This window comes from Janthinobacterium sp. PSRC1-1 (assembly GCF_049897525.1).
In the GTDB taxonomy this organism is placed as follows: Bacteria; Pseudomonadota; Gammaproteobacteria; order Burkholderiales; family Burkholderiaceae_D; genus Janthinobacterium; species Janthinobacterium tructae.
In genome coordinates this window covers 193,260-218,986 of sequence record NZ_JAFCWK010000006.1, presented here as the reverse complement: position 1 = coordinate 218,986, position 25,727 = coordinate 193,260, and the positions used below count along the sequence as shown (strand labels likewise).

Here is a 25,727-nt window from a genome sequence, read left to right as displayed (position 1 = left end):
AGCCGTCACATTCCACGGCTACCATGATGATATTGCCTGTTTGTCAGTCGCCTTGCCGTCGCGACAACAAGGGTCCGCTCGTCATGTAAAGGTAGCCGCTGTGGAGTTCAACGCTTCTCGATTGCATCTTCCCCGTTATCGCACCTCCGTGGCGTTCGATCTGTGCATCCCCACGGAATCGGTGCAGGCCGACGCCAGCAATTTCGCCGTGCTGGAGCTGTTCACGGAACGGCGAGACATGATGAGCCTGCCAGTCACGGAGCAGCAGAAGCCCATCGGTTTGATCAGCCGCAACATCTTCATGTCGCAGATGTCCAAGCCCTTCTATCACGAGGTGTACGGCAAGAAGAGCTGCATCGCCTTCATGGACAAGGAACCGCTGATCGTCGATGGCGCCATGAGCATCGAAGACCTCACCTTCCGCGCCGTGGAAGCGGGCGAAAAGGCGCTGGCCGACGGCTTCATCATCACCGAGGGTGGCGCGCTGGCCGGCGTGGGCTTCGGCTTGCAGCTGATGAACGTGGTGGCCACCATGCAGGCGGAAAAAAACCGGCAAATCATGCACAGCATCGATTACGCCAGCGTGATCCAGCGCGCACTGCTGCGCACATCAAGCGCGGAATTGCGCGCCACCCTGCCCGACGCGCACCTGGAATGGCAGCCGCGCGACGTCGTCGGCGGCGATTTTTACTTCTTCGAGCGCCACGCGGGCGGCTGGTTTGCCGCCATCGCCGACTGCACCGGGCACGGCGTTCCGGGCGCCTTCATGACCCTGATCGCCTCGTCGGCCCTGAGCCAGGCACTGCGCGAACTGGGGCCGCGCGATCCGGCCGCCCTGATCGGCGCCGTCAGCCGCTCCATCAAGACCTTGCTGGGCCAGGACGGCGCCGCCAGCGACAACGCAGGCCACGCCGGTTCGAACGACGGCATGGATTGCGCCTTCCTGTGTTACGACGACGCCAGCGCCAGCCTGCGTTTCGCGGGGGCGAAACTGGCGCTGTACGTGGTGGCGCCGGGCGAAGAGGCCGTGCGCGCCATCGACGGCGCGCGCATGGGCGTGGGCTATGTCGACACGCCGCCCGGCTACTGCTGGCACAACGAGACGCTCGCCATACCCGCCGGCAGCCTGCTGTTCATCACCACCGACGGCTTGCTCGACCAGATCGGCGGCGCGCGCGACATCGCCTATGGCAAGCGGCGCATGCGCGAGCAGTTGCTGGCGCAGCGCGCCGCTCCCGCCGGCGACGTGGCGGCGGCGCTGCTGCAGGACAGCGCCGCCTGGCAAGGCAAGCAACCGCGCCGCGACGACCTGACCTTTTTCTGTTTCCGCCTGTAGTTTTGGCGCCATCGAAGCACCTTATCAACAAGAAACCGGGTCACCGGCTAGCCAGGAGCACGGACGTGCTGTACGAAGAATTCAACGAGTTTTGGGATGTGGCGCGCAAGCGCAACATCATCTTTTTTTACGTGGGCTATTTCTCGCAGCACGTGGTGAGCGCCATTTCCGAAACCATCAAGGCGCGCCTCGACACGGCCGGCGCGGCCGGACCCACGCGGCGGCGCATCTTTTCCTCGTTCATCGAGATGTCGCAAAACATCATGCACTACTCCGCCGACAGCCTGACGCCCGATGCGCAGCTGGACCAGCAGATGCGGCGCGGCTCGTTTTGCATCGGCACGCGCGGCGACAGCTTTTTTCTGCTGTGCGCCAACCCCGTCTCGACGGACAACGTGGCGCAGATCCGCGCCCGCCTGGAGCCGCTGCACACGATGACGATGGAAGAAATCCGCCTCGCCTACAAGAAGGCCCTGCGCGAGGAAGCGCCGGCCGACAGCAAGGGCGCCGGCCTGGGTTTTCTCACCATGGCGCGCGACGCCAGCGAGCCGCTGGAATTCGAATTCGTCCAGGACCCACAGGAGCCGGGGCACACCATCTTCTGCATCAAAGCCATCATTTGAAAGAGCCGACTCAGGAAAGCATATGCAATTACCGTCACCACTGTTCATCGCCGCGACCCCGTGTTCGCCCGAAATCGACTTCCGTTTCGAGCAGCACACCCTGTCGATCAAGGGCGAGTCCTATCCGGAAAACGCGGCCGCCTTCTATGGCCCGCTGATCGCCACCGTGCGCGCCTACCTGGACGCCTGCCGCGAGAGCGCCATCACCGTCAACGTCTCGCTGGCCTACTTCAACAGCTCCAGCACGAAGATGCTGTTTACCCTGTTCGACACCCTGAACCAGGCGGCCATCGATGGCAACCAGGTGCGCCTGAACTGGTATCACGACGAAGACGACGACACCATCCTGGAGTTCGGCCAGGAGCTGCAGCAGGATTTCACGGCGCTCGATTTCCGCGACCATCCCGTGCGAGGCAGCTAGAGCATGCACGCCGCCATCTCCGAGTCCGGCCTGGAACCCGACCTGTTCACCGTGGAAGCGGCGGCGCTGGCTGCCGCGCGGCGCATGCACGCCGACGTCCATGCCAGCGGCGAGGCGCAGCGCCGCGTGCTCGGTGAACTGATCAATCACTACGAACGGCTGATGCGCGAGACGCGGCGCCTGATCGGCCGCAGCGACCGCGCCGAGCGCGACATGCATTTGCTGAACCGGCAATTGCAAACCCTGGCCGGCCAGCTCGAATACCGCGCCACGCACGACCCGCTGACGGGCGCCCTGAACCGCGGCGCCGTGATCGAGCATGCCTCGCACTGCCTGGCGCAGGGCGACATGGCCCTGATCGTGCTCGACATCGACCTGTTCAAGCAGGTCAACGACGATTTCGGCCACCCGGCCGGCGACGGCGTGATCCAGGCCGTGGTCGACTGCCTGAAGGGATTATTGGGACAGGAGACGGCCATCGGCCGGGTCGGCGGTGAAGAGTTTTCCGTGGTCTGGCCCACCTCTTCGCGCGACGAGGCGGCGCAAATCGCGCAGCGAATCTGCGAGAGCGTCGGCCGCCAGCGCCATGCGGCGCCCATCACGCGCGCCATCACCGTCAGCGTGGGCCTGAGCTGGAACCGCGCCGGCACGCCGTTCGAGACGGCCTACAGCCATGCGGACCAGGCCCTGTACCAGGCCAAGCGCGAAGGACGCAACTGCGTGCGCCAGTGGCTGGAAAGCTGACTCAATGCACTGCATCAGCGCAGCTGTTCGCGCGCCATGCTGCCGTCGCGGCGCATGGCGGCAGCGGCGCGCTGCATGGCAGCCACCTGCGCCTCGGGCACCTTGAGGTTACAGGCCAGGTAAGTCTGCACGCGATTAAAGGTCAGCAGCGGTTCCACCTTGCCCTCCCACTGCTTGCCGGCAAACGGCTTGCTGCCCACCGCCATGCCCACCGCCCACAGGTCGATGCGCCCCAGCAGCAGCTTTTGCGGATTGAGCCACTCCTGCGTCACGGGCGCCACGTTCAGGCCATGCTGGCGCAGGTAGTCGTCGCGCGCGTCACCGAGCACCGTGCCGATCACCAGGCCGCGCGCATCGGCCAGCGTGCGCAGCGTCAGATGCCGCTCGGCCAGGCCATACAGTACCCACTCCGCTTCGTTGAGGGGGCCGATCCAGCGAAATTGCGCTTCGCGCTCTTGCGTGCGGCTGGTGGAAAAGATGCAGGTATCAGGCTCGCGCAGCGCCTGCGCATACGCGCGCTTCCACGGCAACAACTCGATGCGGTAGGCGATGCCGGCGCGCGCCATGATGTCGCGCACCTTCGTCGTTTCGCGTCCGACAACGACATTGCCTTCCATCATGCTCGATGGCGGCAAGTGCTCGCCAACGATGCGCAGGCCAGCCGCTGCGGCCAGCACCGGCATCAGCAGCGCCACTGCCAGCAGCCGCGCCATGCTTGCTTGTTTCATGCTTGCTTTCATCTGCTACAGGGGATTGCCGCCGATGTTACCATCGCCCCGTGCCGGCAGCGCCGCATATTATCAATTACACCATTTATTTTCCGCAACGTGGCAACAGGCCAACGCCGGGACGATCAGCATGCAGGGGAAAGGAAGAATATCTGGCGGAAAACAGTAGGAGTCGAACCTACGGGAGAACGTCTGACGCCCTCCACCGGGTTTGAAGCCCGGCCACATCACCGGATGAGTGTGCTTTCCGCGGTGCCTGAGCTAGCTGCTGGCCAAGGCTGCGGTATAGGACCACAGCGCTTGCGGGCGTAATAGATGCCCATTGCCAACACGGCGAGTATAACCGACGCGGTCAAAGAATTCCAAGACCTGGATCGCTCGCTTGCGGCCCAGACCACTGGCATCGCGGAAGGTGGCCGCGCCCACGGCGCCGGAACCGGGCGCCAGATTCTCGTCCAACTCCGCTTTTTCGGTCAGGCTGCGCACCAGTTGCGCCAGCTCGGCCAGCGCCGCCTGGTGATAAAACAGGTCGTGCACCACCTGGCTGATCTGCCCTGCCTTGGCCAGTTTGCGCAGCAGCCTGCGCGTGTCGTCCTCGGCCAGGCCGAAGTCGCGCGCCAGGTCGCGCGTCCACGGCGGCTCGAAGCGCCCCTGCTCCAACGCCGCCAGCAAGGGCTCGGCCAGCGCCTGCTCCTGTGGCGTCAGTTCCACGCTGTGGGTCGGCAGATGCAGGCTGGCGCCGCGCGCCAGCACCTCGCCGCGCGCCAGCAAGCCTTCGACCAGATGGCTCCACAAGGCGTCTTCCATCTCCGCGTCGACGATGCGCTTCAGGCGCCACAGTTCCGGCCCTGCTTCATCGGGCGCGCGCGCGTGGAACACCGCCAGGGCGGCCAGCACCCGCTCTTCCAGCGCCAGCAACGCTGGCGGTGCCAGCAGCAGGGCGTCGCCACCGCGCAGGGCGATGCGCCGCGTCTCGGCCGGCAGCGCGATGGCGTTCGCCGGCAGCAGCGACAGGCGCACCAGCAGCGACTCGCGCAGCCCCAGCGGGCTTTGCGCCAGCAAGGCGGCGATATCGCCGTGTGCGACAAAGGCGGCCAGCGCGTCCAGCCAGGCCAGCCTGGCCTGGCTGCGCCGCTTGCGCGCGGGGCCGAACGGGTCGAGCACCATGCCGCCGCCCACCGTCTGCGTCGCTTGCGCATTGCGCACGACGAAGCGGTCGCCCGGCACGCCGTGCATGGGCGACTCGAACACCAGTTGTACTCTGCCCGTCTGCCCCGGCGACAGGGTTTCGCCATCGAGCATGACGGCGCGCGCCAGCTGGTGCGCCGCGCCCAGGTGCACGTGCAGCGGCGACCAGGCTTTCAATTGCACGCCGGCGTCGGGCAGCAGGGTCAGTTGCACGTCGAGGCGCTCGGAACACTGCGCCAGCTCCGGCGCGACGATCCAGTTGCCCCGTTCGATGCGTTCGCGCTCGATGCCGGCCAGGTTCAGCGCCAGGCGCTGGCCCGCCACGCCCGTCTCGGCCGCGCGGTTCTGCGCATGGATGCTGCGCACGCGCGCGCCTGCGCCGCCGGGCGCCAGCTGCAGCGTGTCGCCCACCCTGGCCATGCCGGCCAGCGCCGTGCCGGTGACGATGGTGCCCTGCCCCGACAAGGTAAACACGCGGTCCACGCCGAGGCGGAACAAGCGCCGTTCATCGCGCTGCGGCAGGCTGCGCGCCACCTGCGTCAGGTGCGCCAGCAAGGCCGCCACGCCGGCATCGTTGTCGCGGCTGGCGGCCGTGGGGAAGATGGGACTGCCCGCCAGCGGCGTGCCGGCCAGCAGCGCCTCGATGTCCGCCTCCACCTGCGCCACGCGGGCGCCGTCGGCGCGGTCGATCTTGGTCAGCGCCACGGCGCCGCGCGTCACGCCCAGCAGCTGCAAAATCGCCAGGTGCTCGTGCGTCTGCGGCATGATGCCGTCGTCGGCCGCCACCACCAGCAGGGCGAAGTCGATGCCCGTCACGCCGGACGCCATGGTGCGGATGAATTTTTCGTGGCCCGGCACGTCGATCACGCCCAGCACCGTGCCGTCCGCCAGCGGCAGATAGGCGTAGCCGAGTTCAATCGAGATGCCGCGCGCCTGCTCTTCCTTCAGGCGGTCCGTGTGCACGCCCGTCAGCGCGCGCGTGAGCGTCGTCTTGCCATGGTCGATATGGCCTGCGGTGCCGACGATCATGCGGACAACTCGCCGAGCTGCGCGATGAAGGCCGTCTCGTGCGCCGCTTCCAGGCAGCGCAAATCGAGCCACAGCGTGTCTTGCCCGATGCGCCCGATCACGGGGCACGGCAAGGCGCGCAAACGCTGTTCCAGCACGCCCAATGGGTTGCTCAGGCGCGAACCGGGTGTACTGCGGATGGCCAGGCCAAAGCTGGGCAGCTGGTCGACGGGCAAAGCGCCGCTGCCGATCTGGCTTTGCATGGCTTCGGCCGTGACCACGTACTGCATGCCCAGCGCGCCTTGCAGCAGCGGCAGCAGGGTGTGCGCCTGCGCACGCATGGCGCCCGCAGGGCGTGTCAACAGGCGCAAGGTGGTCAGACGTTCGGCCAGCAAGTCCGGCGCGCGGTACAGCTGCAGCACCGGGGCCAATGCCGCCAGGGTCAGTTTGCCCACGCGCAGCGCGCGTTTCAGGGGGTTGCGCTTGATCTTCGCGATCAAATCGGCGCGTCCGACGATGACGCCGCACTGCGGCCCGCCCAGCAATTTATCACCGCTGAAGGTCACCAGGTCGGCACCCGCTTCGATGGTTTCGCGCACCGTCGTTTCATGTGGCAAGCCATACTGGGCCAGGTCGACCAGGGTGCCGCTGCCCAGGTCCACGGCCGTCGGCACGCCGCGTTGCGCCGCCAGCGGCACCAGTTCGTCGAGTTCCACGCTTTTCGTGAAACCGGTGATCGCGTAATTGCTGCAATGGACCTTCATCAAGAGGGCCGTGTGTTCATTCACGCCATTGGCGTAATCGGCCAGGTGGGTGCGGTTGGTGCTGCCCACTTCGCGCAGCACGGCGCCGGCGCGCGTCATCACGTCGGGGATGCGGAAGGCGCCGCCGATTTCCACCAGTTCGCCGCGCGAGACGACGACCTCTTTATTCTGCGCCAGGGTATTGAGCATCAGCAGCACGGCGGCCGCATTGTTGTTGACGATGGTGGCCGCTTCGGCGCCCGTCAGTTCGCGCAGCAATTCCTCGACCAGGTCGTCGCGGTCGCCGCGCTTGCCCGTCTCCAGATCGAATTCCAGGTTCATCGGCCACTGCAGCGCTTCCACCACGGCTTGCACGGCCGCGTCGGGCAGCAGCGCGCGGCCCAGATTCGTGTGCAGCACGGTGCCCGTCAGGTTGAACACGGCGCGCAGCTGCGAGCGCGATTGGGCCTGCAGCCGCTCGCCCATGTGCGCGACGATGGCGGCGATCGATGCGCCCTCCTCGCACACTGCGCCCGCCAGCATGGCCGTACGCAGTTCGGCCAGCACGGCGCGCGCGCAGGCCAGGGTCTGCACGCGGCCGTAACGTGCAATCAGCTCAAGGCAAGCCGCGTCGCCCAGGATGCGGTCGACCGACGGCAGGCGCACGGTTTGCCCTGTCGTCATGCTGGCTGGCCCTCGCCGCTGTCGTTCTTCCCCAGCCACAGCAGCGGATTGCCGCTGGCGCGCTGGTAGCCCGCTTCGCCCACCAGCAGGTCGAGCATCAGGCTGGCGAGGTCGTCGGCCAGCGGTTCGACGTTGTAATCGTGTTCCTGATTGAAGACTTTGCGATAGGTATGGCAGTCGTCGCAGGTTTCCGCGCGCGCCACCTTCTTCGGATCATTCGCCTTGTTGGGCAATTTGTCGTCCTTGGCCGCCACGGGGTCGAACGGCGCCGCATCGGCCGCGTCCAGGCCCTGGTAGGCGATCTTGCCATTCTGTTCGCAGGTCGAGCACTTCACGCGCACCATATGCCATTCGCTTTCGCAAATGCCGCAGTGCAGGTAACGGTAGCCCTGCGATCCGCCGCCGATGCGGATCACGCTGGCGACGGGGTGCGACCCGCAGACGGGGCACAGGGTGCCCGTTTCCAGGTCCGGCACGCGCGCGGCGCGCAACTGGCTGGCCGACACCGACCATAAAATCTGCAGCGCGGCGGCGACGAACGGCGCGTGCATGGGATTCACATTGTCGCCGTTTTCATCGAGCACGGCATCGGCGCAGGCGTCCAGCGCTGGCGCGTCGAGCGCGCGCAACTGGGCCAGCACCTGGGTCAGACCGCCCGATAGTGCCGGCTGGCTGGCAGCCGTGGCGGCCAATTCATCGAGCAGGCTGGCAAAGATGGCGCGCCAGACGGGCGGACGGGCGCCATTCACGGGCAGCACCGGCATGCGGTGCTGCATCGCGCGGCGCAGCGCGTCGGGGTCGGCGGCAGGCACGGCGCCGGGCGCCAGTGTTCCCACCACGGCGGCCTGCGCATCGGCCAGCGCGGCCATCAGCACCAGGTAACCCTGCATGCCCGCGTCGACGGGGATGCCCTTGATATTGCCCTGCGCCAGTTCGCGCAAGCGCAAGGCGCGCGCCGTAAACAGGCTGTCAGGCTGCGGCAGCAGCAGGCGCGGAATCGCGTTGTGGTCCAGGCCTTCGATTTCGCCTGGCTGAAGAATGCGTTGTACCAATGGAGTTCCCATCAAAAAAGGGGATGTAAAAGTATTTTAATCGATACAGTCATCGCAAGCCGCAAAGGAAAACAGGGGTCAGTCCCTTCGGGATCGGAACGCGTTCCATTGGAACGCATTCCCCCGGCGGGTCTGACCCCAGCTCTTGCACTTGGGCTACTTAAGCAAAAAACCGTCAGTCCTTGCTGTTTCGCATCACCGCTTCAAACCACTTCGGATGGTGCTTGCGCGCCCAGCCGTAGGTGACGGTGCCGCGCACCATGGCGCCGACCGAGCCCTTGACCCAGATCGCCGCATAGATATGCACGATGATGGCGCAGATGATGGCAAAAGCGCAACCGGCATGCAGCAAGGCGGCAAAGCGCACCACGTCGATCGGGAAGTAGAACGCGAAATACGCGCGCCAGATCACGATGCCCGACAGCAGCAAGCCGATCATGCTGACCAGCAACACGAAGAACAGGATCTTCTGGCCGGCATTGTATTTGCCGATCTTCGGAAGCTTTTCCTCGCGGTTGTGGAGCACGTCGTCCATTTGCTTGAGCCACTGCTTGTCGCCGTCCTCGAACTTGTTGTGGTGCCAGAAGCGCACCACCAGGATCGCGAACGAGACAAACATCACCAGGCCGGCAAACGGATGCAAGATGCGCGTCCATTGCCCGCCGCCGAACAGATTCGCCAGCCACGCCATCGAGGGATGGAACATGGCCAGGCCGGACAGGGCCAGCATGACGAAAGTGATCGCGGTGACCCAGTGATTCGTGCGCTCGTTCGAGTCGTAACGCTGGATCAAGGGATTGCCATCCTTGTCGCGCAGCCTGCCATCGTGGTGTTCACTATGCTTCATGCTGTTCCTCCCGGATGCGCTTGGCCTCTTCCAAGGCTTCGTGCTCTTCGTCCTTGCTCACTTCGTTCGGACCGACACGCGTGTAATGGAAGAAGCCTGCCAGCGCCGTGGCAGCCATGCCGGCTACTGCCAGCGGCTTGGACCAGCCCTTCCAGAAGCCCACCATCGGGCTGATGCGCGGGCGTTCCGGCAAGTTCGAATACAGCTTCGGCTTGTCGGCATGGTGCAGTACGTACATCACGTGCGTGCCGCCCACGCCCAGCGGATCGTACAGGCCCGCGTTCTCGAAACCGCGCGACTTCAGGTCGACGATGCGCTCTTCCGCATGCACCTTCATGTCTTCCTTGGTGCCGAAGACGATGGCGCCCGTCGGGCAGGTTTTCACGCAGGCCGGTTCCTGGCCCACGGCGACGCGGTCCGAGCACAAGGTGCACTTGTAGGCGCGGTCGTCCTTTTTCGAAATGCGGGGCACGTCGAAAGGACAGCCGGCCACGCAGTAGCCGCAACCGATGCAGTTTTCCTGGTGGAAATCAACGATGCCGTTCGTGTATTGCACGATGGCGCCCGGCGCCGGACAGGCTTTCAAACAGCCCGGGTCCTCGCAGTGCATGCAGCCATCCTTGCGGATCAGCCACTCGAGGTTGCCGTCGTTGTTTTCGTGTTCGGCAAAACGCATCACCGTCCACGATTGCGGCGTCAAGTCCGTCGGATTGTCATAGGTGCCATGGTTTTCGCCGACTTCATCGCGCAAGTCGTTCCATTCCATGCACGCCGTCTGGCAAGCCTTGCAGCCGATGCATTTCGACACATCGATCAGCTTGGCCACGGTACCCGTCACCGGGCTGCGCGCTTGCGGCGGCGTCACCGTGGTAGCCGACAGGCGCCGGATATCTAAGGATTGCAGTGCCATTATTGAGCTCCCATCATGCTTTTTCCACCTTCACGAGGAAGGACTTGAATTCCGGCGTTTGCGAATTCGCATCCCCCACGCCCGGTGTCAGGGTATTGATCAGATACCCCGGCTTGGCCACGCCCGTAAAGCCCCAGTGCAGCGGCAGGCCCACGGTATGCACCTGCTTGCCCTCGATCATCAAAGCCTTGATGCGCTTGGTGACCACGGCCTTGGCGATGATGTGGCCCCGTTTGGAACTGACGCGCACTTCACCACCGGCAATGACGCCGATGCTCTTGGCCAGCTCTTCGCCGATTTCAACGAATTGCTGCGGCTGGATGATGGCGTTCAGGCGCGCATGCTTGGTCCAGTAATGGAAATGCTCGGTCAGGCGGTAGCTGGTCGCCACATGCGGATATTCCTCGTGCGTGCCGAACAGCTTCCGGTCATCGGCGAACACGCGCGCGGCCGGATTGCTGGTCGCTTGCGGGTTTTTCGGATGCATGGGGTTGTAGCCCAGCGGATTTTCGAACGGCTCGTAATGCTCGGGGAACGGTCCCTCGGCCATGGCGCCGCGCGCAAAGAAGCGCGCCACGCCCTCGCCCAGCATGATGAACGGACCCATGCCGTTTTCCGGCGGTTCGTCGACCTTGAAGTCGGGAATATCGGCCCCGCTCCAATTGCTGCCATTCCACTCGATCAACTTGCGCGTCGGGTCGAAAGGCTTGCCCTTCAAGTCGCACGAAGCGCGGTTGTACAGCACGCGGCGGTTGGCCGGCCATGCCCAGGCCCAGCCCAGCGTCTGGCCGATGCCGGTCGGGTCGCTATTGTCGCGCCGTCCCATCTGGTTGCCCGCCTGCGTCCAGCTGCCGGCGAAGATCCAGCAACCGCTCGACGTCGTGCCGTCGTCGCGCAATTGCGCAAACGAGGCCAGCTGCTCGCCTTTTTTCACCAGCAGCTTGCTCGGATCCTTCAGATCGTACAAGTCGGCCAATGCCTTGCCGTTGAATTCGCGGGCGATTTCTTCCGGCTGCGGGTTATGCGGCTGCGCATAATTCCACGTCAGGTTGAGAATAGGATCGGGGAACTTGCCGCCCTCTTTCTGGTACAGGCTACGCATGCGCAAGAACAGGCCCGACATGATCTCCAGGTCGCTGCGCGCTTGGCCCGGCGGTTCGGCCGCCTGCCAGTGCCACTGCAGCACGCGCGAGGAACTCACCAGCGAACCGCGCTCTTCGGCGAAGCAGCTGGTCGGCAAGCGGAACACTTCCGTCATGATCTTGGTGGGATCGACTTCGTGGTATTGGCCATGCGGCTTCCAGAATTCGCCCGTTTCCACGGCCAGCGGGTCCATGATGACGAGGAACTTCAGCTTCGACAGCGCTTCCGTGACCTTCTGCTTGTTCGGCGCGGACGCCAGCACATTGAAGCCCTGGCAGATATAGCCCGTCATCTTGCCTTGGTGCATGTTCTCGATGGCTTGCATCAAGTCATACGGCTTGTCGAGTTTCGGCAGGTAGTCGAACGCGTAATTGTTCTCGGCCGTGGCGAAATCACCCCACCACGTCTTCATGAAGCTGACGTGGAACTTGCGGTAATTGCTCCAGTAGCTGAGCTGGTTCGGCCGCAGCGGCTTGGTGGCGCGCGCGCCGATATACGCATCGAAGTCCTGCTCGGCTTCGTTCGGCAGGGTCATATAACCTGGCAACAGATTCGACATCAGGCCCAGATCGGTCAAGCCCTGGATGTTCGAGTGCCCGCGCAAGGCGTTCATGCCGCCGCCGGCGATACCCATATTACCCAGCAACAACTGCACCATGGCGCCCGTGCGGATGGTTTGCGCGCCCGTCGAGTGGTGCGTCCAGCCCAGCGCGTACAGGATGGTACCGGCGCGTCCCGGCACGGCGGTCGAAGCCAGGGCTTCGGCCACCTTGTGGAACTTGTCGGGCGACACGCCGCACGTGCGTTCGACCATCTCGGTCGTGTAACGCGCGTAGTGCTTCTTCATCATCTGGTAGACGCAGCGCGGGTGTTCCAGGGTCGGGTCGACCTTGGCGTAGCCATCGTCGCCGATCTCGTAATCCCAGGTGGCCTTGTTGGTGTACTTGCCTTTTTCCTTGTCGTAACCCGAGAACAGGCCGTCCTCGAACGCATAGTCTTCGCGCACGATGAAAGGCATGTCCGTGTAGTTGCGCACGTACTCATGCTGGATCTTGTCGTTCGTCAGCAGATAATTGATGATCGCGCCGAGAAAGACGATGTCCGTGCCGGTACGCGTGGCGCAGTAGTAATCTGCCACGGATGCGGTACGGGTAAAACGCGGATCGACAACGATCAGCTTGGCCTTGTTATGCGCCTTCGCTTCCGTAACCCATTTGAATCCGCAAGGATGTGCTTCTGCTGCATTGCCGCCCATGACCAAAATCACATCGGCATTCTTGATATCGACCCAATGATTCGTCATCGCGCCACGGCCAAACGTCGGGGCAAGACCTGCCACCGTCGGTCCGTGTCATACACGCGCCTGATTATCAAAGGTCAGCATCCCCATGCTGCGCACTGTCTTGTGGGTCAGATAACCGACCTCATTGCTGCCGGCGGACGCGGCCAGCATGCCGGTGGAGAGCCAGCGGTTGACGGTCTTGCCGTCGGCATTCTTTTCGATCAGGTTGGCATCGCGGTCATCCTTCATCAGGCGCGCGATCTTGTCGAGCGCCACATCCCAGGAGATCGGTTGCCATTCCGTGCCGCCCGGTGCGCGGTATTCGGGCACTTTCAGGCGGTTCGGGCTGTGGATGAAGTCGACCAGACTGGCGCCTTTCGGACACAGGGTGCCGCGGTTCACCGGGTGATCGGCATCGCCTTCCACGTGGATGATGCTGGAGACGGCATTTTTTGCGCCGTCGCCCAGACCATACAGCAGGACGCCACATCCTACTGAACAGTAAGGACAGGTATTGCGTGTCTCGGTGGTGCGAGACAGCTTGTATTGCCGCACTTCCGCCATCGCCTGGCCCGGTGCGAAACCGAGCAGGGCGAGGCTGGAACCAGCAATGGTCGCGCCAGTTACCCGAAGGAACTGGCGCCTGGACATCTGAACCATATTCAGGCCTCTATGATGTGAGTAAATAAAAAGTCATACAACGTCGTGGTGGTGTCATATCACCAAGATATAAGCACCATGCCTGTGCCGTATGACAGTATTTTACCCCTCAAACCCCGTCAAGGCTCAGTCCGCCGGAGAAAATTGCACATAGTCAACATTATTTGACCGGTACCGAATAGTTCCTCTAAACAATGGCAGCCCGCCTGACGCCGCTCCGCCCATGAAAAAACCCGCTCGTGAGCGGGTTTTTGGGATGGGACCGAACTTACTACAAGCTGATTTACAGGCTGTAGCGCAAGGTCAGCGCCACGTTGCGCGGCGCGCCCGGCAAGCTCAGGTTCGGGCTGGAACCGTGGCCCGAGACGATGTAGCGCGTATCGCCGATATTGTTGACGTTCAGCTGCACTTCATAGCGGCCCGTGCGGTATGCGGCCATGGCGTCGGCCGTCACGTAGCCGGGCAAGACCACCGTGTTGCCGGGATTGGCGAAACGGCTGCCGACGGCATTCGCGCCGGCGCCCACCGTGAAGCCGTGGCCCAGCTCTTTCGTCAGCCACAGATTGGCCGTGTTGCGCGCGGTCAGGGTGGCGCGCTTGCCCTTGATGGCCACCGAATTGGCCGTCGTCGTGCCCGGCGCATTCACGCTCCTGTCGACGGCGATGGAATCGGTGATCGTGGCGTCCAGATACGCGTAGCCGGCCATCATCTTCCAGCCATCGTGCAAGTCCGCGTTGAAGGTCAGTTCCAGGCCGTCCGTGCGCTGCGTGCCGACGGGCACGATGCGGTTCGTGATCGGATCGCTGGTCTTGATGTTGTCGCGCTCCAGGCGGAACAGCGACACGGTGGCATTGGCGCGGCCGCCCCACAGCTCGTACTTGGCGCCCACTTCCGTGTTGCGCGTGGTTTCCGGCGCCAGCTCGGCGTTGTTCGCGGCCAGGGCGAAGTTCTCGCCGCTGGGCTGGAACGAGCGGCTCCACGACGCATAGTAGGACTGCGCCGCGCCCGGTTGCCAGACGAGGCCGGCGCGCGGGCTGTAGGCCGCATCCGTGCGCGACAGGTCCGCCGTCGTCACGCCAAGCGCATTGGCCAGGCGCGACTGCTGTTTATAACGGTCATAGCGCAGGCCGGCCAGCGCCTTCCATTCGTCGCTGAACGCGATGGCATCCTGCACGTAGGCGGCGGCCGTGTCATAGGTGCCGAAGGTATCGCTGCGCGCGCCCAGCTTGCTACGGTTGACCACAGGCAGGACGGGTTGGAAGATCGACACATTCGTCGCCACCACGGTCGAGGCCCAGTTGCTGGCATCCTTGTTTTGCTTGCCGAACTCGGCGCCATACAGCACTTCGTGGCGCATGGTGCCCGTGACCAGCTTTTGCGTCAGTTCCGTCTGGTTGAACCAGCCGCTCTCGTCGCGGTTCAGCTTGGCGTGACCGAGGCTCATCGTGCCCTTGACTTCATTGACGTTGCCGGAAATATTCGTGTTATTGCGGTCCAGGTGGTAATCGTAATAGCGGAAGGCATTGCGCAGCAACAAGCTATCGCTGAACTTGTGCGTCAGCGTCGCGGCCGTGGAGACCACGCGCGACTGGCTGAAGTCCGCATCGCGGGCGTTGGCGGCGCCATAATAGGTGCCCGCAGCGACGGCGACGGGACGGCCGTGCCAGGACGGGATGCCGAAGTCCGTCAGGCGGCGGTCTTCCAGGTAGTCGCCCTGCAGCAGCAGCTTGGTCGCGCCAGAGAGGCGGATGGCCACGGAGGGCGCCAGCGCCGTGCGGTTGATGAATTGCTGCTCGCGGTAGCTGTCGGACACTTCGCGCGCGCCCGTGACGCGCCAGTCCACCGTCTCGCCCACCCTGCCCACGTCGACTTCGCCGCGGCGCCCTTGTGTGTTCGTCAGGCTCAGGGCCACGTCGGTGATATCGATACCCGGTTTTTTGGTGATGCGGTTGACCAGGCCGCCCGAGGAACCGCGACCGTACAGCACGGCGGCCGGCCCCTTGATCACTTCCAGGCGCTCCACATTCGACAGGTCGCGGAAATACAGGGCGTCATCGCGGAAGCCGTCGACGAACTGGTCGCCGATGGCCGTGAAGCCGCGGATGAACACCTGGTCGCGCTGGCCATCGCCCGTGGACAAGCCCACGCCGGGGATGTTCTTCATGATGTCCTGGATCGACATGGCGTTCTGGTCGCGGATAACGGCGGCCGGCACCACGTTGATCGTCTGCGGCACGTCGCGCAGGGCCATTTCCGTCTTGGTACCGCTGGCGGAGGTGGCGGCGACATAGCCATCCTTGTCCTTCGATGCCGTCACGGTGACGGCGGGCAAGCTTTCCTGTGCCCACCCCGCCAATGGCGTGGCGCCAAAGGTCAGGGCGCCCAGTACGGCGAGCGTGATCGGTTTACATCCTGGCTTGCGCTGTTGCTGCATACAATTCCCTGGTCGATTATTTAATACGAATGATTATCATTAGTATTTTATCAGCCGGCGCGGCGAAAAGTAAGGCGAAATGTAAGTGATAGTACTTATGAACCAGGTACTTGATGTAAAAAAGCAACAATGAGTTAATGCTAATAAGTAATTAAAATTGCTTTGAAAAACTATTTCCGTGCGTCAATGCTATACTTGCGGTTGCTGGTCAGCGGCCCCCAACGCCGCCACACCCCTTGCTTTACCTCCATCGTCACGCTCAGCGTGGCGCGCCGCACAGCCATCACGCGGCACCCGAAGACCCCGATCCCCTGCGCCTTGCGGCGCCTGTCCGCCCCTGCTGGCGGCGGCGATCATGACTATTAAACTGTTAGGAACTACATGAAAAACCTGAACATCGGCAGCCGCCTTGGCGTCGGCTTTGCCGTCGTATTGCTGTTGCTTGCCGCCTTGACCATCACCGCCCTGGTGCGCATGCAAACGGCCAGCGACCTGACCTACCGCCTCATCAATACCAGCATCAAGAACCAGCGCATGGTGGCCGAATGGTCGAAGATCATTGAATTGAACAGCGTGCGCGGCGTGGCCTCGTTCGAGATCCCCGATCCCGTCGTGCGCGCCAAGATCGAGCAAGACTTGAAAGTCGATGCCGAGCGTTCCAGCAAGCTGCAGGACGACATCATCGCCTCGCTGCGCAACCCGGCCGTGATCGAACAGTTCAAGGTCGTGCGCAAGGTGCGCACCGACTACGTGACGACGCGCGCGCGCGCCTTCAAGATGAAGGCCGACGGCGACGTGGCGGGCGCCAAGGAAGTGTTCGACAAGGAAGTCACGCCGATCACTACGGCTTACCTGGCCGAAGTGAAGCATTTTGCCGGCATGCAGATCAAGGCCGCCGACGGCGTCGGCGCCAGCATCATCGAAGCCTACAGCAGCACCCGCATCTTCCTCATCACCATGGGCGTGCTGGCCGTGCTGATGGGCATCGGTTTCGCCTGGTGGATCACGCGTTCGATCACCGGCCCCATCCGCGATGCCGTGAAAGTGGCGGAAACCGTGGCAGCAGGCGACCTGAGCAGCGTCATCACGGTGCAAGGCCGCGATGAAACGGGCCAGCTGATGCATGCACTGAAAACCATGAACGACAGCCTGGTCGGCATCGTCGGCCAGGTACGCAGCGGCACCGACACCATCGCCACGGCATCGGCAGAAATTGCCGCCGGCAACCAGGACCTGTCGTCGCGCACGGAACAGCAAGCCAGCTCGCTGGAAGAAACCGCGTCGTCGATGGAAGAATTGACCAGTACCGTGAAGCAGAATGCGGACAATGCGCGCCAGGCCAATAAACTGGCCGGCGACGCGGCCGGCATCGCCAGCCGCGGCGGCGCCGTGGTGGCCGAAGTGGTGGCCACCATGGGCGAGATCAATACCTCGTCGAAGAAAATCGTCGATATCATTTCCGTCATCGACGGCATCGCCTTCCAGACCAACATCCTGGCCCTGAACGCGGCCGTGGAAGCGGCACGCGCCGGCGAACAGGGTCGCGGCTTCGCCGTGGTGGCAACAGAGGTGCGCAACCTGGCACAGCGCTCGGCAGCGGCGGCCAAGGAAATCAAGGGACTGATCGACGACTCCGTGCAAAAGGTCGACGTGGGCACGGATCTGGTCGACAAGGCCGGCAAGACGATGGAAGAAATCGTGCAAAGCATCGGCTTCGTCACCTCCATCATGAGCGAGATCAGCAACGCCAGCGAAGAGCAGAGCGCCGGCATCGAGCAAGTCAACCAGGCCATTTCCGAAATGGACCAGGTGACGCAGCAAAATGCAGCCCTGGTGGAAGAAGCCTCGGCCGCAGCCGAAGCGATGCAGGAGCAGGCGAGCGAACTGGCGCAGGTGGTCAGCGTGTTCCGCCTGGACGCGAATGCGGCGGCGACCGACCGTTTCAGCATGAAAGCGGCACAGCGCAACGCCCCGGCCGCGCCGGCAACCCCGGCCACGCCTGCCCGCAAGACCCCGGCCCCTGCCCTGCGCCTGCCCGTGACGCGCAAGAGCGGCAAAGCGCCGGCGCCGGCCGAAGGCGAGTGGGAAGAGTTTTAAGTCCGCAGCAACAGCAAGAACAGCTATTGCCGGCGTATCTCGGCAATAGCCGCCTCCAGCACCTCGTCGCGCCCGGCCCGTATGCCGGCAAGCGTAGGCCTGACCTCGATATCGGGGATGATGCCCACGCGCTGCGTGGGGCGCCGGTCCGGATAAAACACGCCGATGCCGCTGATCAGGGTACTCAAGCCGCCCGGCAGCGCAAACGGCGAGATATTCCCATCCGCGCCAGCCGTGGTGCTGCCGATCACCTTCGCGCGCGGCGCCACGCGCAAGGCCATGGCCGTGTATTCGGCCTGGCTCTGGCTGACTTCATCGACCAGCAGCATGACCTTGCCCGCATAGCGCAGCGCTTGCGGGTACAAGGCCATGGCATTGGTCCAATGGAAGGCGCCGGGGTTGCCAAGGTCGCCCTTGGTAAAGCGGGCAAACTCCGTAGGCCGGTCGACCAGGTAAGACCCCAGGGCAAAGACGACAAACTCGCGCGGGTAGTTGCGTATATCGATAATCAGGCCGCGGCTACCCGCCGCCGCTGCCATATGCGCCGCCACGTCAGCCCGCTTGAGGCTCGACAGCTTGAGGTAGGCGACATCGTCGCCCAGGCGCTGGAACGCTTCCCCTTCCCTGTCATGCGTGTCCTGCACCGCTTGCCGCCCCGCTTGCCGCACGGCTGGCACACGCTGCGCCGTCATTTCCACGTCCCCCTGCTCGCGGCGTACCTGCAGCCGGGTTGCACCGCAAGCGCCAGTGGTCAGCTTGCCCGCCATGTCGCGCAGCCGCGCCGCTTCATTCGATGCCGCATAGTAGGGCCGCCAGGCGGCGACCAGTTGCGCCACCGGCACGCCATCGATGCTGGCGATGACATCGCCGACCTGCAATCGCGTCGCCGCTTCGGCTTCGGCCTCACGGTAGCCGACCACCACGGCGCTATTGCCGATGAAGCGGAGCTTGACTGGCAACCGACATTGCCCCACGGGCGGACGCACGTGCAGCGAACTCCACAGATTAGTGTGGGAATCGTTCAGGCGTGCGATCACGGCCATCATTTCCAGCTGATAGCTGGCACGATCCCTGGCCAGCGCGATGCGCGGCAGCGACTGGCGCAGGACCTCATCCCAGTTTTCACCTGCCGTAGCGCGGTAGGGCGACCAGTATTCGATGATATTCCAGAAGCGAAGCAAGGCCAGCAACTGAAAGCCGGCATCGGGCAGTGCAATATTCTCGTAGGCGATCTCATGCTCAAAGACGGGATTGCCCACCTGCTCGTGCAAGCGCAGATAAAACTGGCTGGCCGACGCCGGCCGACGCAGATAAATGTGCCGCAGATCGGCGCGCAGGCCGGCGCCGAGCAAGCTCGCATCGTCCAGCCATTGCAGTGCGGGACGCAGATGCAGCTCGCCCTGCGCCGGGACGGCACAAGGGTCGCAACCGGCAAGTGTCCCAAGACCGGCGATCCATTCCCGCAGCACGGCATCGCCCGCCGCCCTGTCAGGTGCGGCCAGCATGCGGGGCATGACACGCAAGAGTTCGTAGTCCCATTGCCGTCCGCCTGCAGTGATCAAGGGGTGATGGTATTTCAGGAACCCCCATACCTTGCCGAGCACGGCGAGATTGTCGACTTGCACCGGCGTCACGGTATCGAGCGCGATGCGCGAGCCGGCATCGAATGCGTGATTGGTTTCAAACGCGGTGTGGCGGCCATCCTGCGAAAAAGCCAAGGGTGCCGTACCGACGAGCACAATGGCAATGGCTGGCATGCACCAGCGCGCCAGTCTCAGACAGGGTATCCATTTCATCGAGCATCCTTATCGACAGCCATTCAGCTCAGGCGGGCTTGCGCTTTGGCGATCAGTGCCGCCAGCTCGCGCGGCACGGATTGCCCCAGAAATTCCAGCGCCAGTTGTTCCGGATCGATGGCGGCATCCGGCGGCAAGCCATGCTCGAAGCCGCCCACCATGATGCGGCAGAAATGCGGCGATTCGGCCCGCGTTTCCACATACCAGCAGCCCGCATGGCCCTGCACGAAATATTCGCCGATAAAGTAGCCGAGCATGGTTTTCACCCACTGCCAGCTCTCGTCGCGGATGACGATGGTGCGCATGGCCGCATCGATGTACGGCAGGTATTCGGCTGCGTTCGTCAACACTTCGTGCGCCGGCTGGATGCCCAGGCGCTCGACAAAGTTCACCAGCGAGGCGCCCAGCGCGTCATAGTAGGCGTCAAAAGCCGTCTGGCTTTGTTGCAATAATTGTTCTTGTTCGTTCGACAGCATTCACACTCCACAGGCATTCAACAATCCCGTATTTTACGCCACGCTCACATCCACTCCGGCCCGCTGCAGCAAGGCCTCATTGCGAGCGGACAACTGCGTCACCTGCAGGTGCTTGCCCGCCTTTTCATAGCGTGCATACAGGGCTTCGATGGCGGCGATGGCCGAGTGATCGGCCATGTGCAGGTGGCGGCAGTCGAGCGTCACGCGCGCCGGGTCCGACGCCAACTGGAACAGCTCCTGGAAATGCGTGGCCGAGGCGAAAAACAGGGTGCCGTGCGGCAGGTACACGCGCATGCCGGGGCGGCTGTCATCGACGTCGGCACGCATGTCGCGTGCATGTTGCCAGGCAAAATTCAAGGCGGCGATGACGATGCCGCACAGCACGGCCGTCGCCAGGTCCGTGAACACCGTGATGACCGTCACGGCGACGATCACCAGCGCGTCGTTGCGCGGCACCTTGCCCAGCACGCGCAAGGAACCCCAGGCAAATGTCTGCTGCGCCACGACGAACATCACGCCGACCAGGGCGGCCAGCGGGATGCGCTCGATCAAGGGCGACAGGAACAGGATGAACAATAAAATCATCACGCCGGCCGTCACGCCAGACAGGCGCGAACGGCCGCCCGAACTCAGGTTGATCATGGTCTGCCCGATCATGGCGCAGCCGCCCATGCCGCCAAACAGGCCCGACACGACATTCGATGCACCGAGGGCGATGCATTCGCGGTTGGGCAGGCCCCGCGTTTCCGTCATCTCATCGGTGAGATTGAAAGTGAGCAAGGTTTCCAGCAAGCCCACCATGGCCATCAGCGCCGCATACGGGAAGATGATGTGCAAGGTGGCCAGGTCCAGCGGCACGGTGGGCCAATGCAGGGCCGGCAAGCCGCCGGCGATATGCGCAAGGTCGCCCAGGGTGCGCGTCGGCAAGTGCAAGACATGGCTGAGCACGCCCACGCCCAGGATGGCCACCAGCGCGGGCGGCACAGCCTTCGTGATGCGCGGCAGCACGTAGACGATGGTCATGGTCAGCACCACCAGCGCGCCCATCACAAGCAAGGGCGTGCCTTGCAGCCAGGTTTCGCCCTGCGGCGTGGCCTGGCGAAAGTGTTCCAGCTGCGCCATGGCGATGACGATGGCCAGGCCATTCACAAAGCCCAGCATCACCGGGTAGGGCACCATGCGGATCAATTTCCCAAGGCGCAAGATGCCGAACAGCGCCATCAGGATGCCGCTGAGCACCACGGTGGCCAGCAGATATTGCACGCCATGCTGGGCCACCAGCGCCACGATGACGACGGCCATGGACCCGGCCGCGCCCGAAATCATGCCGGGGCGCCCGCCAAAGATCGCCGTCAATGCGCAAATGATGCAGGCGCCATACAGGCCCATCAGGGGATTGAGTTGCGCCACCAGGGCGAAGGCGATGCATTCGGGCACCAGGGCAAACGAGGTAGTCAGGCCCGCCAGGATGTTTTTTTGTACGTTCGAGAACCACTCATCCCGACAAGTCGTGTTGATCATTGATTCAAATCCAGGGTTGGAACAGGGAAATGTGCGCCTGAGCAAGCATCCTCAGGCGCAGCCATGCCAGCGGGCGTCAGAAAAAAGCCGTGCCGCAGTTGAACGGAGAGGAAATCGTCAGTGACTGCATGGGGTTGGCGGATAGGGGAAGCATCATCAGCGCGCCGTGCGACGCGGCTGAGCCTGCCGGCATTATACAAGATGCGCCGCAGGCAAAAAGTCGGGTGAAAGCGCGCACAAAAAAATAGCCCACTCGAAAGCGGGCTATTTTTTTCATCTGGAGGCGAGGACGGGAATCGAACCCGTCTAAACGGCTTTGCAGGCCGCTGCATAACCTCTTTGCTACCTCGCCAGAGGAACTGCTTGGATGCGCCTTGCGGCACACCTTGAAAACTGGAGCGGGAGAAGAGTCTCGAACTCTCGACCTCAACCTTGGCAAGGTTGCGCTCTACCAACTGAGCTACTCCCGCATTGGAGCTTGTTTACCACTTAATCGGGCCGCGCCAACCGCTTTGCGGCGGATAAAAAAAGGAAGCCAGCTTAGCTTCCCTTTAGAATTCTGGAGCGGGAGAAGAGTCTCGAACTCTCGACCTCAACCTTGGCAAGGTTGCGCTCTACCAACTGAGCTACTCCCGCATTGGAGCTTCTATTTTCTGCTACTGCCATCTTACTGTACTGTTTCCAGCTTGCGCTGGAGCGGGAGAAGAGTCTCGAACTCTCGACCTCAACCTTGGCAAGGTTGCGCTCTACCAACTGAGCTACTCCCGCATACGAACCGCTATTTTACTGCTTTTTACTACCGTTTACCAGTGCTGCTTTACTGCTGATCCAGTGTTCACTGGAGCGGGAGAAGAGTCTCGAACTCTCGACCTCAACCTTGGCAAGGTTGCGCTCTACCAACTGAGCTACTCCCGCAGTGGACAACATTGTATCAGAAGCTCTACTACATCGCCAGTACTACTTTTTACTGCATCTGCTGTTTTTACCTATGACACGATCCAGAAAACTGGAGCGGGAGAAGAGTCTCGAACTCTCGACCTCAACCTTGGCAAGGTTGCGCTCTACCAACTGAGCTACTCCCGCGTCATCAACAACAGGCCAGCATTATAGAGGGATTACAGGGGCTGTCAACGGGCAATATCTGGTGTTTTGCAAAATATTCCGCATACAGCAGCAAATGCAGTCTTAAGGTCCTCCGAATAGCGTAGCGAGCAAGCGCAATATCGTGTTGAGTAGCGGAGCTGTACGAAGGTACAGCGAGCAACGGAGACGCGAGAGTGCGCTGCGCAGTAGCTAGGCGGAGCGGCCTTAATGCAGATTTCCGGCCTTTTCCTTAATCAGGGGCCATGCCAGGCGCAGGTAATAGAACATCGACCACACCGTCAGCACGCAGGCGATCCACAGCAGCTTCTCGCCCCACACATGCGTATCGATCGCGCCGAAGATCACTTCGTGGTACAGCAGCAAGGGAATGGCCGTCATCTGCGCGGCCGTCTTGATCTTGCCGATCGAGCTGACGGCCACCGATTTCGATGCGCCGATCTGCGCCATCCATTCGCGCAGTGCGGAAATCGTGATTTCGCGGCCGATGATGATGAAGGCCAGCACGGCATTGACACGGTCCAGCTGCACCAGCACCAGCAGGGCGCCCGCCACCATCAACTTGTCAGCGACCGGGTCGAGGAAGGCGCCAAAGGCCGAGGTCTGGTTCCAGCGCCGCGCCAGAAAACCATCGAACCAGTCGGTGACGGCCGCAACAATGAAGACCAGGGTGGCAACCAGGTTCTGGTCGCCATGCAGCAGCATCGACGGCGGCAGGTAAAACACGCCGACGACAAGCGGGATCAGCGCCACGCGCAGCCAGGTCAAAAAAATGGGAATATTAAAAGGCATAAGGAAGCAATCGGCCGACGGGTAAATTGAACATGAAGAAAGCGTGAAGAAAGCGCCACTAGTCTACATGGCCCCGGGGTATTAGCCTAGTCCGGTTGCCGCAGCGCCGGACCAGGCCGTCATAGAACCCTCACAAAACCGTAGCGAGCGGCAGCGAATTGCGACCGAGAAGCGCAACTGTGCTTGACACGGGGGCGCCGAGCCAGTGAGCATCGCAGGCCGCAAGTCGCGACGCGCAGTAGGTTTGGTGGGGCGTTCTAATGCAGCTGCTTGTAAATTTCCTCTGCCAGTTGCGTGGAAATCCCCTCCACCGACATCAGATCCTCGACGCTGGCATCGACCACGCCGCGCAAGCCGCCAAAGCGCGACAGCAGCTTCTGCCTCCGCTTGGCGCCGATGCCTTCTATCTCTTCCAGGCGCGAAGTCTGGCGCGTCTTGGCGCGCTTGGCGCGCATGCCGGTAATGGCGAAGCGGTGCGCCTCGTCGCGGATCTGCGCGATCAGCATCAGCGCCGCCGATTCCTTGCCCAGTTCCTGCGCCGCGCGGCCGTCGACGAACAGCAGCGTTTCCAGGCCCACCTTGCGCCCTTCCCCCTTGGCCACGCCGACAATCAAGCTGATATCGAGTCCCAGCTCGGCAAACACCTGGCGCGCCATTTCGATCTGCCCCTTGCCGCCGTCGATCAGCACCACGTCCGGCATCACGCCATCGCCATTGGCGACCTTTTCGTAGCGGCGCATCAGCACCTGGCGCATGGCCGCGTAATCGTCGCCGGGCGTGATGTCGTTGATGTTGTAGCGCCGGTATTCGCCATTCTGCATGGCGTGATGGTGGAACACCACGCACGAGGCCTGCGTCGCCTCGCCCTGCGTGTGGCTGATGTCGAAACACTCCACGCGCAGGCTGTCGAGGTCTTCCGTTTCCAGGCGCAGCGCTTCGGCCAGCGCGCGCGTGCGCGACTGCTGCGAACCCTGCTCGGACAACAGGCGCGCCAGCGAAATCTCGGCGCCCTTTTGCGCCAGCTCCAGCCACTGGCGGCGCTGCCCCTGCGGCTGGAAGATCAGATTGATGCGGTGGCCGCACTGCTCCATCAGCGCCACCATCAGCGCCGGCTGGTCGAATTCGATATTCAGGATCAGCGTGCCGGGGATGAACTTTTCCGTGTAATGCTGCGCCAGGAAGGCGGCCAGCACTTCCACCTCGATCGGCTCTTCGGCAATCGCCGCCGCATCGCTGAGCTGGCTGGGGAAATAGGCGCGGTCGCCCAGGTGGCGCCCGCCGCGCACCATGGCCAGGTTGACGCAGGCGCGCCCGCCCTGCACCAGCACGGCGAGGATGTCGACGTCGGCGTCGCCCGTCGTTTCCATGCTTTGCTGATGCAGCACGCGCGACAGCGAGGCGATCTGGTTGCGCACCACCACCGCCTGCTCGAATTTCAGCTCGGCGGCAAACGCGTGCATCTTCTTTTCCAGGTCGGCCATCACTTCGCTCTGGCGCCCGCGCAGGAAGCGCGCCGCGTTTTCCACGTCGTTTTTATAGTCTTCCTTGCTGATCAGGTCCACGCACGGCGCGCTGCAGCGGCCGATCTGGTGCAGCAGGCACGGCCGCGTGCGGTTGGCGTACACGCTGTCCTCGCAGGTGCGGATCAGGAACACCTTCTGCAGGATCTGCATCGATTCCTTGACGGCCCAGGAACTGGGGAACGGCCCGAAATACTGGTTTTTCTTGTCCACCGCGCCCCGGTAATACACCATGCGCGGCGCGTCGCCATGCGTGATTTTCAAATACGGGTACGACTTGTCGTCGCGGAACAGGATGTTGTAGCGCGGCTGCAGCGCCTTGATCAGGTTGTTTTCCAGGATCAGCGCTTCCGCTTCGCTGTGCGTGACGGTGGTTTCCAGGCGCGCGATGCGCTCGACCATCATGGCGATGCGGGGGCTGGCCAGGTTCTTCTGGAAATAGCTGGAGACGCGCTTTTTCAGGTCGCGCGCCTTGCCGACGTACAGCACCTTGTCGGCGGCGTCGAAATAGCGGTACACGCCGGGCAAATTCGGCAGCTTGGCGACGGTGGCCAGCACCTGCGCGCGCGGATCGGGCGGCGTTTCCGCCAAGGATGGTTCTGGGCTTGCTTCGGTCATTGC

General features: G+C 63.1%; 18 protein-coding genes and 7 tRNA genes. 5 read left to right on the top strand and 20 right to left on the bottom strand.

Annotated features, from left to right (window positions below; genetic code table 11):
* Window positions 1–121 precede the first annotated feature (121 nt).
* The 4 genes from ACP7DW_RS15365 to ACP7DW_RS15350 all read left to right on the top strand — a co-directional run bounded on the left by ACP7DW_RS15365 (window position 122) and on the right by ACP7DW_RS15350 (window position 3,124).
* Window positions 122–1,336, top strand: coding sequence for a SpoIIE family protein phosphatase (locus ACP7DW_RS15365; RefSeq protein WP_426055358.1), 1,215 nt, complete (start codon window positions 122–124; stop codon window positions 1,334–1,336).
* Window positions 1,337–1,401: 65 nt separating this feature from the next.
* The gene (locus ACP7DW_RS15360; protein WP_071076508.1) at window positions 1,402–1,959 is read left to right on the top strand and encodes a SiaB family protein kinase; all 558 of its coding nucleotides are present in this window, start codon (window positions 1,402–1,404) and stop codon (window positions 1,957–1,959) included.
* A gap of 22 nt (window positions 1,960–1,981) precedes the next feature.
* Window positions 1,982–2,380, top strand: a complete 399-nt coding sequence (locus ACP7DW_RS15355; protein WP_298413673.1) for a DUF1987 domain-containing protein — start codon at window positions 1,982–1,984, stop codon at window positions 2,378–2,380.
* Between the two features lie 3 nt (window positions 2,381–2,383).
* Complete coding sequence (locus ACP7DW_RS15350) at window positions 2,384–3,124, top strand: GGDEF domain-containing protein (protein WP_071076506.1); 741 nt, start codon at window positions 2,384–2,386, stop codon at window positions 3,122–3,124.
* Window positions 3,125–3,138: 14 nt separating this feature from the next.
* Here the strand turns inward: ACP7DW_RS15350 and ACP7DW_RS15345 are convergent, their stop codons facing one another.
* From ACP7DW_RS15345 to ACP7DW_RS15305, 9 genes are all read right to left on the bottom strand, one after another.
* Window positions 3,139–3,852 (bottom strand): substrate-binding periplasmic protein, encoded by a 714-nt coding sequence (locus ACP7DW_RS15345; RefSeq protein ID WP_426055359.1) that lies wholly within the window; start codon window positions 3,850–3,852, stop codon window positions 3,139–3,141.
* Between the two features lie 153 nt (window positions 3,853–4,005).
* A tRNA-Sec gene (locus tag ACP7DW_RS15340) sits at window positions 4,006–4,101 on the bottom strand.
* 12 nt (window positions 4,102–4,113) lie between these two features.
* Complete coding sequence (selB, locus tag ACP7DW_RS15335) at window positions 4,114–6,069, bottom strand: selenocysteine-specific translation elongation factor (protein WP_426055360.1); 1,956 nt, start codon at window positions 6,067–6,069, stop codon at window positions 4,114–4,116.
* Window positions 6,066–7,475 carry an L-seryl-tRNA(Sec) selenium transferase gene (gene selA, locus ACP7DW_RS15330; RefSeq protein WP_426055361.1) on the bottom strand — a complete coding sequence of 470 codons (1,410 nt, stop codon included), beginning with the start codon at window positions 7,473–7,475 and terminating at the stop codon, window positions 6,066–6,068. Before selA ends, selB begins: the two co-directional genes overlap by 4 nt.
* A complete protein-coding gene (gene fdhE / locus ACP7DW_RS15325; protein ID WP_298413708.1) occupies window positions 7,472–8,527 on the bottom strand; it encodes a formate dehydrogenase accessory protein FdhE in 1,056 nt (351 codons plus the stop codon). Before fdhE ends, selA begins: the two co-directional genes overlap by 4 nt.
* A gap of 175 nt (window positions 8,528–8,702) precedes the next feature.
* Window positions 8,703–9,374 carry a formate dehydrogenase subunit gamma gene (locus tag ACP7DW_RS15320; RefSeq protein ID WP_426055362.1) on the bottom strand — a complete coding sequence of 224 codons (672 nt, stop codon included), beginning with the start codon at window positions 9,372–9,374 and terminating at the stop codon, window positions 8,703–8,705.
* Window positions 9,364–10,284, bottom strand: coding sequence for a formate dehydrogenase subunit beta (gene fdxH / locus ACP7DW_RS15315; RefSeq protein ID WP_070290616.1), 921 nt, complete (start codon window positions 10,282–10,284; stop codon window positions 9,364–9,366). The genes ACP7DW_RS15320 and fdxH overlap by 11 nt, the downstream gene beginning before the upstream one ends.
* A gap of 13 nt (window positions 10,285–10,297) precedes the next feature.
* Window positions 10,298–13,369, bottom strand: a complete 3,072-nt coding sequence (gene fdnG, locus ACP7DW_RS15310) for a formate dehydrogenase-N subunit alpha (protein ID WP_426055363.1) — start codon at window positions 13,367–13,369, stop codon at window positions 10,298–10,300.
* Window positions 13,370–13,652: 283 nt separating this feature from the next.
* A complete protein-coding gene (locus ACP7DW_RS15305) occupies window positions 13,653–15,803 on the bottom strand; it encodes a TonB-dependent receptor (RefSeq protein WP_426055364.1) in 2,151 nt (716 codons plus the stop codon).
* Window positions 15,804–16,184: 381 nt separating this feature from the next.
* Between ACP7DW_RS15305 and ACP7DW_RS15300 the strand changes: the two genes are divergently transcribed.
* On the top strand, window positions 16,185–17,900 hold the full coding sequence (locus ACP7DW_RS15300; RefSeq protein WP_426055365.1) for a methyl-accepting chemotaxis protein: 1,716 nt from the start codon (window positions 16,185–16,187) through the stop codon (window positions 17,898–17,900).
* A 23-nt stretch (window positions 17,901–17,923) separates the two neighbouring features.
* Here ACP7DW_RS15300 and ACP7DW_RS15295 read toward each other — a convergent pair whose 3' ends face one another.
* The 11 genes from ACP7DW_RS15295 to uvrC all read right to left on the bottom strand — a co-directional run bounded on the left by ACP7DW_RS15295 (window position 17,924) and on the right by uvrC (window position 25,724).
* Window positions 17,924–19,657, bottom strand: coding sequence for a S41 family peptidase (locus tag ACP7DW_RS15295; protein ID WP_426085219.1), 1,734 nt, complete (start codon window positions 19,655–19,657; stop codon window positions 17,924–17,926).
* A gap of 62 nt (window positions 19,658–19,719) precedes the next feature.
* On the bottom strand, window positions 19,720–20,172 hold the full coding sequence (locus tag ACP7DW_RS15290) for a hypothetical protein (protein WP_426055367.1): 453 nt from the start codon (window positions 20,170–20,172) through the stop codon (window positions 19,720–19,722).
* Window positions 20,173–20,205: 33 nt separating this feature from the next.
* Window positions 20,206–21,693, bottom strand: a complete 1,488-nt coding sequence (locus ACP7DW_RS15285; RefSeq protein WP_426055368.1) for a SulP family inorganic anion transporter — start codon at window positions 21,691–21,693, stop codon at window positions 20,206–20,208.
* 278 nt (window positions 21,694–21,971) lie between these two features.
* Window positions 21,972–22,045: transfer RNA gene (locus tag ACP7DW_RS15280), tRNA-Cys, on the bottom strand.
* A 42-nt stretch (window positions 22,046–22,087) separates the two neighbouring features.
* Window positions 22,088–22,163 (bottom strand) — tRNA-Gly (locus ACP7DW_RS15275).
* A 90-nt stretch (window positions 22,164–22,253) separates the two neighbouring features.
* Window positions 22,254–22,329 (bottom strand) — tRNA-Gly (locus ACP7DW_RS15270).
* Window positions 22,330–22,385: 56 nt separating this feature from the next.
* Window positions 22,386–22,461, bottom strand: a tRNA-Gly gene (locus ACP7DW_RS15265).
* A gap of 71 nt (window positions 22,462–22,532) precedes the next feature.
* Window positions 22,533–22,608: transfer RNA gene (locus tag ACP7DW_RS15260), tRNA-Gly, on the bottom strand.
* Window positions 22,609–22,700: 92 nt separating this feature from the next.
* Window positions 22,701–22,776, bottom strand: a tRNA-Gly gene (locus ACP7DW_RS15255).
* 225 nt (window positions 22,777–23,001) lie between these two features.
* Window positions 23,002–23,586, bottom strand: a complete 585-nt coding sequence (gene pgsA, locus ACP7DW_RS15250) for a CDP-diacylglycerol--glycerol-3-phosphate 3-phosphatidyltransferase (RefSeq protein ID WP_230516366.1) — start codon at window positions 23,584–23,586, stop codon at window positions 23,002–23,004.
* Between the two features lie 257 nt (window positions 23,587–23,843).
* Window positions 23,844–25,724 (bottom strand): excinuclease ABC subunit UvrC, encoded by a 1,881-nt coding sequence (gene uvrC / locus ACP7DW_RS15245; RefSeq protein WP_426055369.1) that lies wholly within the window; start codon window positions 25,722–25,724, stop codon window positions 23,844–23,846.
* Window positions 25,725–25,727 lie beyond the last annotated feature (3 nt).

Coding starts and splice junctions, on each gene's coding strand:
- ACP7DW_RS15345 (WP_426055359.1), bottom strand. CDS start 3,852: ATGAAACAAGCAAGCATGGCGCGGCTGCTGGCAGTGGCGCTGCTGATG.
- ACP7DW_RS15350 (WP_071076506.1), top strand. CDS start 2,384: ATGCACGCCGCCATCTCCGAGTCCGGCCTGGAACCCGACCTGTTCACC.
- ACP7DW_RS15305 (WP_426055364.1), bottom strand. CDS start 15,803: ATGCAGCAACAGCGCAAGCCAGGATGTAAACCGATCACGCTCGCCGTA.
- pgsA (WP_230516366.1), bottom strand. CDS start 23,586: ATGCCTTTTAATATTCCCATTTTTTTGACCTGGCTGCGCGTGGCGCTG.
- selA (WP_426055361.1), bottom strand. CDS start 7,475: ATGACGACAGGGCAAACCGTGCGCCTGCCGTCGGTCGACCGCATCCTG.
- ACP7DW_RS15355 (WP_298413673.1), top strand. CDS start 1,982: ATGCAATTACCGTCACCACTGTTCATCGCCGCGACCCCGTGTTCGCCC.
- ACP7DW_RS15300 (WP_426055365.1), top strand. CDS start 16,185: ATGAAAAACCTGAACATCGGCAGCCGCCTTGGCGTCGGCTTTGCCGTC.
- selB (WP_426055360.1), bottom strand. CDS start 6,069: ATGATCGTCGGCACCGCAGGCCATATCGACCATGGCAAGACGACGCTC.
- uvrC (WP_426055369.1), bottom strand. CDS start 25,724: ATGACCGAAGCAAGCCCAGAACCATCCTTGGCGGAAACGCCGCCCGAT.
- ACP7DW_RS15290 (WP_426055367.1), bottom strand. CDS start 20,172: ATGCTGTCGAACGAACAAGAACAATTATTGCAACAAAGCCAGACGGCT.
- ACP7DW_RS15295 (WP_426085219.1), bottom strand. CDS start 19,657: ATGCCAGCCATTGCCATTGTGCTCGTCGGTACGGCACCCTTGGCTTTT.
- ACP7DW_RS15320 (WP_426055362.1), bottom strand. CDS start 9,374: ATGAAGCATAGTGAACACCACGATGGCAGGCTGCGCGACAAGGATGGC.
- fdxH (WP_070290616.1), bottom strand. CDS start 10,284: ATGGCACTGCAATCCTTAGATATCCGGCGCCTGTCGGCTACCACGGTG.
- ACP7DW_RS15285 (WP_426055368.1), bottom strand. CDS start 21,693: ATGATCAACACGACTTGTCGGGATGAGTGGTTCTCGAACGTACAAAAA.